This window comes from Aliivibrio finisterrensis (assembly GCF_008933155.1).
GTDB lineage: Bacteria > Pseudomonadota > Gammaproteobacteria > Enterobacterales > Vibrionaceae > Aliivibrio > Aliivibrio finisterrensis.
Window position 1 is genome coordinate 1 of the sequence record NZ_WBVP01000035.1, and the last position, 12,480, is coordinate 12,480.

General features: G+C 36.5%; 14 protein-coding genes and 1 pseudogene. 14 read left to right on the forward strand and 1 reads right to left on the reverse strand.

Annotated elements, in window-relative coordinates; genetic code table 11:
* Positions 1-43: 43 nt before the first annotated feature.
* The 14 genes and pseudogenes from F8B77_RS16820 to F8B77_RS16910 all read left to right on the forward strand — a co-directional run bounded on the left by F8B77_RS16820 (position 44) and on the right by F8B77_RS16910 (position 11,578).
* On the forward strand, positions 44-487 hold the full coding sequence (locus tag F8B77_RS16820) for a GNAT family N-acetyltransferase (protein WP_065598008.1): 444 nt from the start codon (positions 44-46) through the stop codon (positions 485-487).
* A gap of 718 nt (positions 488-1,205) precedes the next feature.
* Complete coding sequence (locus tag F8B77_RS16830; protein ID WP_151656799.1) at positions 1,206-1,601, forward strand: DUF2513 domain-containing protein; 396 nt, start codon at positions 1,206-1,208, stop codon at positions 1,599-1,601.
* 37 nt (positions 1,602-1,638) lie between these two features.
* A complete protein-coding gene (locus F8B77_RS16835; protein ID WP_151656801.1) occupies positions 1,639-1,974 on the forward strand; it encodes a hypothetical protein in 336 nt (111 codons plus the stop codon).
* Between the two features lie 154 nt (positions 1,975-2,128).
* On the forward strand, positions 2,129-2,593 hold the full coding sequence (locus tag F8B77_RS16840) for a GNAT family N-acetyltransferase (RefSeq protein WP_151656803.1): 465 nt from the start codon (positions 2,129-2,131) through the stop codon (positions 2,591-2,593).
* Positions 2,594-2,728: 135 nt separating this feature from the next.
* Positions 2,729-3,190, forward strand: a complete 462-nt coding sequence (locus tag F8B77_RS16845) for a PH domain-containing protein (protein WP_151656805.1) — start codon at positions 2,729-2,731, stop codon at positions 3,188-3,190.
* 211 nt (positions 3,191-3,401) lie between these two features.
* Positions 3,402-3,752, forward strand: a complete 351-nt coding sequence (locus F8B77_RS16850; protein ID WP_151656807.1) for a hypothetical protein — start codon at positions 3,402-3,404, stop codon at positions 3,750-3,752.
* Positions 3,753-3,902: 150 nt separating this feature from the next.
* A complete protein-coding gene (locus F8B77_RS16855; protein ID WP_151656809.1) occupies positions 3,903-4,373 on the forward strand; it encodes a GNAT family N-acetyltransferase in 471 nt (156 codons plus the stop codon).
* A 717-nt stretch (positions 4,374-5,090) separates the two neighbouring features.
* Entirely contained in the window at positions 5,091-5,555 is a 465-nt protein-coding gene (locus F8B77_RS16865; RefSeq protein ID WP_060994246.1) for a GNAT family N-acetyltransferase, read from the forward strand.
* A gap of 717 nt (positions 5,556-6,272) precedes the next feature.
* Positions 6,273-6,875, forward strand: a complete 603-nt coding sequence (locus F8B77_RS16875; protein ID WP_065641510.1) for a GNAT family N-acetyltransferase — start codon at positions 6,273-6,275, stop codon at positions 6,873-6,875.
* A gap of 156 nt (positions 6,876-7,031) precedes the next feature.
* Positions 7,032-7,628: a LysE/ArgO family amino acid transporter gene (locus F8B77_RS16880; protein WP_151656811.1), complete on the forward strand. Its 597-nt coding sequence runs from the start codon at positions 7,032-7,034 to the stop codon at positions 7,626-7,628.
* 177 nt (positions 7,629-7,805) lie between these two features.
* Complete coding sequence (locus F8B77_RS16885; RefSeq protein WP_038155800.1) at positions 7,806-8,051, forward strand: Rho-binding antiterminator; 246 nt, start codon at positions 7,806-7,808, stop codon at positions 8,049-8,051.
* A 2,027-nt stretch (positions 8,052-10,078) separates the two neighbouring features.
* On the forward strand, positions 10,079-10,357 hold the full coding sequence (locus F8B77_RS16900; RefSeq protein ID WP_151656813.1) for a hypothetical protein: 279 nt from the start codon (positions 10,079-10,081) through the stop codon (positions 10,355-10,357).
* 144 nt (positions 10,358-10,501) lie between these two features.
* Positions 10,502-10,966, forward strand: coding sequence for an ASCH domain-containing protein (locus F8B77_RS16905; RefSeq protein ID WP_151656815.1), 465 nt, complete (start codon positions 10,502-10,504; stop codon positions 10,964-10,966).
* Positions 10,967-11,114: 148 nt separating this feature from the next.
* Positions 11,115-11,578, forward strand: a pseudogene (locus F8B77_RS16910) (GNAT family N-acetyltransferase).
* 119 nt (positions 11,579-11,697) lie between these two features.
* Here F8B77_RS16910 and F8B77_RS16915 read toward each other — a convergent pair.
* Positions 11,698-12,042, reverse strand: coding sequence for a hypothetical protein (locus F8B77_RS16915; RefSeq protein WP_151656817.1), 345 nt, complete (start codon positions 12,040-12,042; stop codon positions 11,698-11,700).
* Positions 12,043-12,480: the final 438 nt, after the last annotated feature.

The window sequence follows — 12,480 nt, forward strand, 5'->3', positions numbered from 1 at the left end:
TAAGCACCGATTTATTAAGGTTATTTGAGCCAGAGGTAAAGGTTTGAAATTTTCTACGCGTTTAGCGAAAGATAGTGATTTTGAGTTCTTATTTGAACTTAAAAAGGCGGCTGAATTTGAGCCAATTAAAGCTGTGTTTGGTTGGGACGATAAAATCCAACGTGAAATGCATCAAGATGAATGGGATGAGGAAAAACCAACCATCATTGAAATGTCAGGTGAAGCCGTAGGTAGCTATTTACTTCAAAACAAAGGCGACCATTTCTATTTTTGCCGTTTCTTTTTATTACCAAGCTTTCACGGGAAAGGAATAGGAAGTCAGGTTTTAAGCCAATGTTTAGAGTTTGCTGATAGCGAGAATAAACCAGTGAAATTGTGTTATTTGCAAGGCAATCGAGTAGGCGGTTTATATCGTAAATTTGGTTTCCAAGTAACATCAGAAGATGCTCAATTTGTTCATATGAACCGTGTGAGAATGTGCTTATAACAAATGCATCAACACGATTTGCTACATTCGGCGTTGTCGGTTTGCCTTTAGTTTCAGTGATTAAGGCAGTAAAATTCAGCTAGGTCTGTATCGTAGCAAACGTGTTATGCAGGCGTTATACGAACTCTGAGAATGCAGTTTTTTTGGTTCAGTTTAGCGATTGAACCATTAGTTTTTTAGGCGCGAAAGTAGGGTGTTTTTCCTTTTTCTTTGTTGCCTTTTGGTATTCGTTTCATCAGGTTCGGCATTGAACTATTATTGCCCCAAATCCAGGCGTTTCAGAAACTAATTTACGCTTCAATTGTTCTTTGGTTATGCCTCATTTTAGTCTGCATCAATGCTTTGCTCTCAGCATTTTCAATCCCAATTGTGGTTAGGATATTTGGTTTATCAGTTCCAAACTGTCTGAAACCAAGCCTTACAAATGGTGTAAGAAAAAGGGATTGTTTCGTTTCACACTTATTGCTGCTGAAGTGATATTTTGTTCGCTTAATTGAGCCAGTCTAATTAAACTCAGTTAACAGCAAATCTTGGTAAATCAGTTCTTTACCAAGCTAATTGGAGCGAAAGCAAGGCTCGTATAACAAAGCAATCAACACGATGCTATTTACATTCGGCATTCGCGGTTTAGAGTATAATTGGTTTTGTAAGTCGGTCTTTCGCACGTGTTATTGCGGCGTTATGGTGCAAGTCGAACAAAAAACATGGAGGCCAAAGAATGAAAAGAGATATGGATTTAATCCGAAATATAATGCTCTTCTTAGAAGAACAAGTTAACCCTAGTATGCAGAATATTGAAATTTCGGATACAGCGCAGCATATCATCGATTCTCACGTCGCACTATTGATTGAAGCTGAGTTGCTTTATGGTGAGGTTGGAGCTGAATTAGGAACAAACCCCGCCATTCCAAGCTACGTTACGGTTTATCGTATTAGCTGGCAAGGGTATGAGTTTATCGATAATTTTAGGAATGAAGAAATCTGGAATACTTTTAAAACGGAATTCAAGGAAATGAGCTTCTCGTCTTTAACTACTATTGGAAAGCAACTTGTAGAAGGCTTTGCCAAAACTAAAATTGAAGCTTTACTAAAGGGCTTTGAAGTTCCAGTATAAAAATTGGTTAACAAGGCGTTATGGTGTAGGGGTAATAATGGTTTATTTACTAGCGAATAAAGGTGATAAAAATCAAATGCTATATGCTTTTGATTCAATGTTACCAATGGATCAAATAGAGTATAAATTGGTACGTCTTACTCATGTTGAGTACGATCCTGATGGAAATATACTCGTTAACAGTAAGATTCTCTCTGAACTTGAAAGTTTAAATGTCCCGCTGTTCGAGAAGAAATCAACGGCAAAACAGTTTGTTAAAGGGCTTTCATTAATATCAAGTGTAAAATATATTGGCATTCGTTTTCGTCTTTCTCAAGAACTTAATATGATCAAACTTGATGGTATTTCAAGCTGGACTCAGCTTAATCGTTAGCTGAAAGTCGCACCATAACAATCGCATCAACACGATTTGCTACATTCGGCATTGTAGATTTCTTTGGGTTTATCGTATTAAGTGGTAAATTTAGCTTAATTTGCATGGTAGCAAACGTGTTATGCAGGCGTTAACTGAATTCAAGTGAGGTTCTATGGTTTTAATAAGACATTATACTAAAAATGATGCCGAAGCTCTCTGGCACATCTTTTTTAATACCGTCCGAATTATCAACTCTCGTGACTATTCTCAATCACAAGTTGAAGCATGGGCTCCAGAATCATTTGATTTTTCAGTTTGGAAAACAAAAATGAGAACGATAAACCCATTTGTCGCAGAAATTAATGGTGTAATTGTTGGGTATGCTGATTTGCAAAGTAGCGGCCTAATAGACCATTTCTTTTGCCATCATGAATTTCAAGGAAAAGGTGTAGGTCGTGCTTTAATGGATCACGTAATGTCCCAAGGAAAAGCTCTTAACATTACTCGTTTTTATTCTGAAGTTAGTATTACAGCCAAACCATTTTATGAGCATTTTGGTTTTACAGTGGTTAATGAGCAAACTATTGAAGTTCGTGGTGAAAAGCTTGTTAATTACGTGATGGAGAAATTCAGTTAACAAATGCATCAACACGATTTGCTACACTCGGCGTTGTCAGTTTGCCTTTAGTTTCAGTGATTAAGGCGTTAAAATTCAGGTCAGTCTGCATAGTAGCAAACGTGTTATGCAGGCGTTATATGTTTTTGGAGGATTATGCGTAAATTAAAAACATCCCATAAGTTAAGGGCATTTGAAGCTTTAATTGAAACAATTTCGAAATTGCTGGCAATCTATTTTGTATACCTCGCTTTCAATTGGTTGGTCGGAACTTTATTGGGAAAAAATTTAGCGGAAGACACTTTATTGAGTCTACTTCTCCTTCCTGCTCTTTATGTATTGAGAGATGCTAATCATATCGCTGACCCTTTGACTGTTAGGGTAACTTTGTTTCCCGATAAAATTTCAGTAATCCGAGGAATATCGCCACGTGTTAATGATACTCTTGAGTATCAAAATGTTGAAAATATAGAAGTAATCACCCCAATATTAGGTTGGCTGTGTGGTTATGCGACGGTTAGGCTTTATTCTCCTGGAGGCTATGTCGAAATACCTTATGTCTACAGAGCAGAAAAAATAGTCAGTATTGTCGAAAGGCTGAAAAAGAAACACATATAACAAATGCATCAACACGATTTACTACATTCGGCGTTGTAGGTTTGTCTTTGGTTTTTGTGTTTATGGCGGTAAAATTCAGCTTGATCTGTATAGTAGTAAACGTGTTATGCAGGCGTTATGTGCCAGTTAGGCTTAGTTTAAAATATCGCAATTCAATTTACGGTAAATGTATATGCTGATAAAATGTATACTTTAGTTATTAGTATTAAATATGAAGTTAGACGAAATTGGTAAAGAGCTTTCAAAACTTGCAAATTTTGAAGTGGAAGTATACATAAAGCGTGGTGAGTTAATTTTTGCAGCAAAGGAGTATTTTTCTTCAGCTACAGAATGGCTTTCTTGGTCAAAAAATTATTTAGGAACAGGAAAAGCCTCTCATTACAAATATGTCACATTATATAAATGCTTTAATAATGGTACCTTTGGTAAGGAGATGAAAATACTATCAACTCAAGTATTATATTCTTTATCAAAAGATGAGATCCTCCGTAATAAAGCTAGAGTAGCGTTAAATGCGGGAGTGAAAGTTGATGATTTTTGGGTAAAAAACAACCAGTCATAATGCACATAACAAATGCATCAACACGATTTACTACACTCGGCATCTCAGGTTGTCGGGTGTTTCTCGTTTTAAGGCGTTAATTTTAAGTATAATTGCATAGTAGTAAACGTGTTATGCAGGCGTTATGAGAATTAAGGGATAATTTTAAATATGGATATTAAAATAGATGATTTGAATGGCGGTGAAGTTGTTCAGTTATTAAAAGAACACCTGGAAGATATGTATGCAACGTCACCTCCTGAAAGTGTGCACGCTTTAGACGTCAGCGCTCTAAAAGTACCTGAGATTACGTTCTTTAGCTGCTGGAAAGGTGAGCAGTTATTAGGTTGTGCAGCAATTAAGGAATTGGACTCAAATCATGCGGAACTGAAGTCAATGAGAACCTCTAATCATGCGCGAAAATTGGGTGTAGGTACGCTTCTTCTCAATCATGTATTAAAGGTTTCATCGGATAGGGGTTATAAGAAAATTAGCTTGGAAACAGGTTCACAAGAGTTCTTCAAACCAGCTCGTAATCTCTATGAAAAATTTGGTTTTCAATATTGTGATCCCTTTGCTGATTACAAACCTGATCCACACAGTCAATTTATGTCGTTCACACTGGGTGAGACATTCTCATAACAAATGCATCAACACGATTTGCTACATTCGGCATTCTAGGTTTCTTTGAGTTTACCGTATTAAGTGGTAAATTTGAGCTTAATCTGCATGGTAGCAAACGTGTTATGCAGGCGTTATACGAACTCTGAGAATGCAGTTTTTTGGTTCAGTTCAGCGATTGAACCATTAGCTTTTTAGGTGTGAAAGTAGGGTGGTTTTCCTTTTTCTTTGTTGCCTTCTGGTGTTCGTTTCATCAGGTTCGGCATTGAACTATTATTGTCCCAAATTCAGGCGTTTCAGCGGCTAGTTTACGCTTCAATTGTTCTTTGGTTATGCCTCATTTTAGTCTGCATCAGTGTTTTGCTCTCAGCATTTTCAATCCCAATTGTTGTTGGGATATTTGGTTTATCAGCTCAAAACTGGCTGAAACCAAATCGTACAAATGGCGTAAGAAAAAGGGATTGTTTCGTTTCACAGTTATTGCCGTTGAAGTGATATTTTGCTCGCTTAATTGAGTAAGTCTAATTAAAATCGTTTAATAACAAATCTTGGTAAATCAGTTCTTTACCAAGTTAATTGGAGCGAAAGCAAGGCTCGTATAACAAAGCAATCAACACGATGCTATTTACATTCGGCATTCGCGGTTTGGAGTATAATTGGTTTTGTTAGTCGGTCTTTCGCACGTGTTATTGCGGCGTTATATCGTTTTTTTAAGTTCATCGTTTTAAAGGATTAGACATGATTCAGCTCAGACCAATGACCTCAAATGAATATCCAGCGTATTGTGATTATTTCATTGATGATTACAGCCGTGAAATAGCTGAAAACTATGGTCACTCAATGGATAGGGCGCTCGAAATAGCTAATCAGGATCTTCTTCGTAGTTTTCCTAATGGTTTGGAAACTAACGACCATGAATTATTGTGTATTGAATCGGATTCAGAATTGGTTGGTTATTTGTGGCACTCGATTAACGCAAATGATAAATCGACGTTTATTTATGACTTTTTCATTTTCCCAAGCTGCCGCAATAATGGTTATGGGAAATTGGCAATTACTGCTCTTGAATCACAATTGAAATTGATTGGTATTGAGCAAATAAAATTGCGAGTTGCGTACCAAAACCAAAGAGCGTTAAAACTGTATCAAGAGGTTGGTTTTGCTATTTCTGGCTACAATATGTCAAAGAAAATAGTAAGTTAGCATTCTCGATATAACAAATGCATCAACACGATTTGCTACACTCGGCGTTGTCAGTTTGTCTTTAGTTTCAGTGATTAAGGCAGTAAAATTAAGCTAAGTCTGTATGGTAGCAAACGTGTTATGCAGGCGTTACACGAACTAAAGATTGCAGTTTTTTTGCTCAGTTCAGCGATAGAACCGTTCGATTTTTAGATGTGAAAGTTGGGCGGTTTTCCTTCATCTTTGTTGCCTTTTAGTTTTCATTTCATCAGGTTCGGCAATTAACTATTTTCGGTCTAAGTTCATGCGTTTCAGAGGCATTTTTACGCTTCAATGGTTCTTTGGTGTTGCCTCATTTTATTCTGCATCCGTGCTTTGCTCGTAGCATTTTCAATCCCAATTGTGGCAATGATATTTGGTTTATCAGCTCAAAACTTGCTGAAACCAAATCGTACAAATGGTGCTAGAAAAAGGATTGCTTCGTTTCGCAGTTTTTGTAGTTGAACGTTTCTTTTGTTCGCTAATTTAGCTTTTGTAATTTAGAATTGCTTTCTAAATATTATTGGTAAATCAGTTCTTTACCAATTAAAGCGAAGCGTTGACAAAGATCGTGTAACAAAGCAATCAACACGATGCTAATTACACTCGGCATTCGCGGTTTGGAGTGTAATTGGTTTGGAAAGTAAGGCGTTCGCACGTGTTATTGCGGCGTTAGCTGCTTCAAAGAAGGAATTTAGTATGCAAGGTGAGAAATGGCTCTCAGGTACGGAGCTTAAAGGGAAAATAGTCACATTAATTCCATTACAACTAGAGCATGCGTCAGCTCTTGTTGAAGCGGCTTCTGATGGTGAACTTTGGGACTTATGGTATACGAAAATACCAAATAAAGAGACTGTAAACGGTTATATTGAATTGGCTTTAAGCGAACAAGACGCTGGGCGTTCTTTGGCTTTTTCTGTCATTGATAATGAAACTCAAACCATAATCGGTACAACTCGTTTATGCCACGCTGATTGTGTGAATAAACGGGTAGAAATCGGTTATACGTGGTATGCGAAAAGCTACCAGAGAACATCAGTAAATACCGAATGTAAGTTCCTTCTTCTTTCTCATGCATTTGAAAACCTTTCAGCAATCGCTGTTGAGTTTAGAACTCATTGGCATAATCACGCTTCACGTAATGCAATCGCTCGTTTGGGCGCAAAGCAGGACGGTGTAATTAGAAATCACCAACAAATGGCAGATGGTAGCTATCGAGATACCGTTGTATTTTCGATAATTAATAGTGAGTGGTTGGCAGTAAAAGCTAGTTTGTTATTCAAACTGGAAAGGCGCAGCTAACAAATGCATCAACACGATTTGCTACATTCGGCATTCTAGGTTTCTTTGAGTTTACCGTGTTAAGTGGTAAATTTAGGCTTAATCAGCATGGTAGCAAACGTGTTATGCAGGCGTTAGGTGCTATAGAGTTCAATCTCAACTAGGGATATAAATTTCATGTCTACATTTTTCGCTGGGTTTTCATTAGGATTGTCTTTGATTCTAGCTATAGGCTCTCAAAATGCATTTGTATTAAAGCAAGGTATTAAAAACCAAAACGTGTTAGCTGTATGTTGTGTTTGTGCTATATCTGATGCCCTATTAATAGCGTTAGGCGTTGCCGGTTTTGGTGCAATAGTTCACCAGTTTCCTGAAATAGAAATGTTTGCTCGTTATGGTGGTGCTTGTTTTTTAGGTATCTACGCATTATTGAGTTTTAAATCAGCATTTACAAAAACTCATGTATTGAATTCTAATATTGAATCGAACGATTCTATGGTTAAGGCAATCATTATGTGTTTAGCTTTTACTTGGCTAAACCCACACGTATATCTTGATACAGTTATATTACTAGGTTCAATTTCTACTCAATATCAACCTAATCAACTCATATTTGCCATTGGTGCAATTACTGCATCATTCGTCTTTTTCTTTTCTTTAGGTTACGGTTCAAAATTTTTGGCACCTGTGTTTTCAAAACCCAAAGCATGGAAGGTTTTAGAGTTTTTTGTTGGAGTAACTATGACATCAATTGCTATATCTTTGGTTTTATAAATAGCACCTAACAAGGCAATTAAGTCGGACGCGTAAAGCTTGGCTCGCGCTCGTACCTCGCAGATTATAGCCAAGCATTACTTGCCGCTTATTGCGGCGTTATGTGTTTTTTTGAGATTATTGCAATAACCAGTATTCAGACTTAAAGTAAGTAATCCATTTTCAGAGGTAAATCTTATGATAAGTTGCAATGAATATGATTATATTGAAATCGTCTGCTTATACCGATATCCAGTTAGGTTAACGATGAAAGTGGGTGAGTCTATCAAAGGCGTTGCTCTTGATACATCACGTAATGAAAGTAAGAATGAATGTATCAAACTCAATACTAATGAGACTGAAATTCTAGTTGAATTAGATGGTATCTCTAAACTGGAAGTTTTAGTTGATAATCCACATTTTTCTGAGGTTATCTTTAAATAATATCTAAATATTCATAATATTTCTGTGAGTCGGTTTATTTGGGTAATCTACTTTTTAGTATTACAGCGCTCCCTTTGAGAGGGAAAAATTTGGCTTATAAGAATACACATAACAAATGCATCAACACGATTTGCTACACTCGGCGTTGTCAGTTTGCCTTTAGTTTCAGTGATTAAGGCAGTAAAATTCAATTAGGTCTGTATCGTAGCAAACGTGTTATGCAGGCGTTATACGAACTCTGAGAATGCAGTTTTTTGGTTTAGTTCAGCGATTGAACCATCAGTTTTTTAGGCGTGATAGTAGGGTGGTTTTCCTTTTTCTTTGTTGCCTTTTGGTGTTCATTTCATCAGGTTCGGCATTGAACTATTATTGCTCTAAATTCAGGCGTTTCAGCGACTAATTTACGCTTCAATTGTTCTTTGGTTATGCCTCATTTTAGTTTGCATCAGTGTTTTACTCGCAGCATTTTCAATCCCAGTTGTGGCAAGGATATTTGGTTTATCAGTTAAAAACTTGCTGAAACCAAGTCGTAAAAATGGTGTAAGAAAAAGGATTGTTTCGTTTCACAGTTATTGCTGTTGATTGGATATTTTGCTCGCTTAATTGAGCCAGTCTAATTAAACTCAATTTACAGTAAATCTTGGTAAATCAGTTCTTTACCAATTTAAACGAAGCGAAAGCAAGGCTCGTATAACAAATGCATCAACACGATTTACTACATTCGGCGTTGTAGGTTTGTCTTTAGTTTCGGTGATTAAGGCAGTAAAATTCAGTTTAGTCTGTATCGTAGCAAACGTGTTATGCAGGCGTTACACGAACTCTAAGATCTCAGTTTTTTTGGCTCAGTTTAGCGATTGAGCCGTTAGTTTTTTAGGTGTGAAAGTAGGTGGTTTTCCTTCTTCTTTATTTCCTTTTAGTTTTCATTTCATTAGGTTCGGCATTGAATAATTATTGCCCCAAATTCAGGCGTTTCAGAGGCTAATTTACGCTTCAATTGTTCTTTGGTTATGCCTCATTTTATCCAGCATCAGTGTTTTGCTCTCAGCATTTTCAATCCCAATTGTGGTTAGGATATTTGGTTTATCAGTTCCAAGGTTTCTGAAACCCAGTCGTACAAATGGTGTAAGAAAAAGGGATTGTTTCGTTTCACAGTTATTGCTGCTGATTGAATATTTTGCTCGCTTAATCGAGCCAGTCTAATTAAACTCAGTTTACAGCAAATCTTGGTAAATCAGTTCTTTACCAATTTTATCGAAGCGAAAGCAAGGCTCGTATAACAAAGCAATCAACACGATGCTAATTACACTCGGCGTTCGTGGTTTGAAGTATAATTGGTTTGGAAAGTAAGTCGTTCGCACGTGTTATTGCGGCGTTATACGAACACTGAGAATGCAGTTTTTTAGTTCAGTTCAGCGATTGAACCATTAGCTTTTTAGGTGTGAAAGTAGGGTGGTTTTCCTTTTTCTTTGTTGCCTTCTGGTGTTCGTTTCATCAGGTTCGGCATTGAACTATTATTGCCCTAAATTCAGGCGTTTCAGCGGCTAATTTACGCTTCAATTGTTCTTTGGTTATGCCTCATTTTAGCCTGTATCAGTGTTTTGCTCTCAGCATTTTCAATCCCAATTGTGGTTAGGATATTTGGTTTATCAGTTCCAAACTGGCTGAAACCAAATCGTTCAAATGATGTAAGAAAAAGGATTGTTTCGTTTCACAGTTATTGTTGTTGATTGGATATTTTGCTCGCTTAATTGAGCCAGTCTAATTAAACTCAGTTTACAGCAAGTCTTGGTAAATCAGTTCTTTACCAAATTAATTGGAGCGAAAGCAAGGCTCGTATAACAAAGCAATCAACACGATGCTATTTACATTCGGCATTCGCGGTTTGAAGTGTAATTGGTTTTGTAAGTCGGTCTTTCGCACGTGTTATTGCGGCGTTAGGCGAATTGTAGTTAGGTATTGGAAGGGCTTCAAACTATCCTGTTTATCTAAGAGTAAACTTATATTAAAGTGAAAAATTAGAGGTTGCAATGCAATATAAATTAGAAATAAGACCAGTAAATATTTCAGATATCAATGCTGAATGTCCATATATGCCTGAGCCAACAGAGCATGAAATGTATTTGGCTGCTTTTATTGAGGATATTAATTATTTAAAAATGGTTAATAATGCCGAAGAGTTTAATGGTGATATTATAGTTAAATTAAATGATGAAAATAGATTTGAAGAATTTAGGCTAGGGCTAGTTACAGTTCATAAAGAGTTTTTTGGTAAATTTAGAGTATCAAATATTACGAAGTTCGCCTAACAAATGCATCAACACGATTTACTACACTCGGCAATCTCAGTTTGCCGGGTGTTTCTCGTTTTAAGGCACCAATATTAAGTATAATTGTTTGGTAGTAAACGTGTTATGCAGGCGTTATATTGCGAAAATAGTTAAGAGGATTTCATGGAAGAACAGTCTCAAATCTACTTGAATCAGTATCTTAGTTCACTTTCTGAAACTGAGCGTAAAAAATATCAATCATTCAGTTCAGACTATTTCTGTGCTGATGAGCATAATGCCAATTTATGTGCGGAATTAATCCGAATTGGTCAAAAGACAGCAACTTGTAGTTTAAACGTTTGGTATGAATCTGGTGAAGAACCAATGCCAACCGTTGGTCACTTACAAGTGGTCGTTGATTGGAATGGAAAACCAATTTGTATCATTGAAATTGATTCAGTTGAAACGTGTAAATATAACGAAGTTACGGCTGATTTTGCTCATGCAGAAGGCGAGGGCGACCGTTCATTAAAATGGTGGCGTGAAGCTCATTGGCGTTTCTTTTCCGCTGAATGTTCAGAGTTAAATATTGAGCCTAATGAGAACATGGTTCTTGTATTGGAACGATTTCATGTCGTTTATCAATAGGCAATATAACAAATGCATCAACACGATTTGCTACACTCGGCGTTGTCAGTTTGCCTTTAGTTTCAGTGATTAAGGCAGTAAAATTCAGCTAGGTCTGTATGGTAACAAACGTGTTATGCAGGCGTTAACTGAATTCAAGTGAGGTTCTATGGTTTTAATAAGACATTACACTGAAAATGATGCAGAAGCTCTCTGGCACATCTTTCTTAATACCATTCGAATTATCAATGCTCGTGACTACTCTCAATCACAAGTTGAAGCATGGGCACCAGAATCATTTGATTTTTCAGTTTGGCAGACGAAAATGAAAACGATAAACCCATTTGTCGCAGAAATTGATGGTGTAATTGTTGGATATACTGATTTGCAAAGTAGTGGGCTAATTGATCATTTCTTTTCCATCATGAATTTCAAGGTAAAGGCGTAGGTCGTGCTTTAATGGATCACGTAATGTCCAAAGGAAAAACCCTAAACATTACTCGTTTTTATTCTGAAGTAAGCATTACAGCTAAACCATTTTATGAGCATTTTGGCTTTAAGGTGGTTAATGAGCAAACTATTGAAGTTCGCGGTGAAAAGCTTGTTAATTACGTGATGGAGAAATTCAGTTAACAAATGCATCAACACGATTTGCTACATTCGGCATTCTAGGTTTCTTTGAGTTTACCGTATTAAGTGGTAAATTTGGGCTTAATCTGCATAGTAGCAAACGTGTTATGCAGGCGTTATGTTTATTTATCTCTAATTAATCCTCTTAGAATAAAGCCGGTAAATCCTAGAACTGTTGTGGAGCTACCTAGCAAACCTAAAACAACTTCTTTTGGAATTGCTTTTTGTTCTGCGCAATAGATGATTACTCCTGATAAAATAAATAAAAACCATACCCATATGAAACGGATTATATTTTTGACTACTGTTTCTTTAATTCGTGTTCTTGAACGTCGATCTTCCGTTTCAGCATTGCGAGCTGCAAGGTTTGATCTCCTAACGTCCTGAGCGAATGAAATGTCTTTATCGGTCAGAGCAGATTGAATAATTTTGTTGTTACTTGCTTTGTTGCCGATATTTAAAGACATATAAACTCCTAATTTGAGCTTTTCTAAATTTAATTCAAAAAAAAACCTGCCTCTGATTACTCCATAGGAGAAGACCAGAGGCAGGTTCTTTTACATAAAATATGTAAATGATTGCCAAGACGAAAGCACTTGTGCCCGTGTTTCAGTATTACTGAGAAATTAATGTGTCTATAAACAATCCTTAAAAATTAACTCCTAATAGAATACCATAAAAGAAAAGTTATACAAATATGGTAAAAATAAACATAACAAATGCATCAACACGATTTGCTACATTCGGCATTCTAGATTTCTTTGAGTTTACCGTATTAAGTGGTAAATTTAGGCTTAATCTGCATGGTAGCAAACGTGTTATGCAGGCGTTATATTGCGAAAATAGTTAAGAGGATTTCATGGAAGAACAGTCTCAAATCTACTTGAATCAGTATCTTAGTTCAC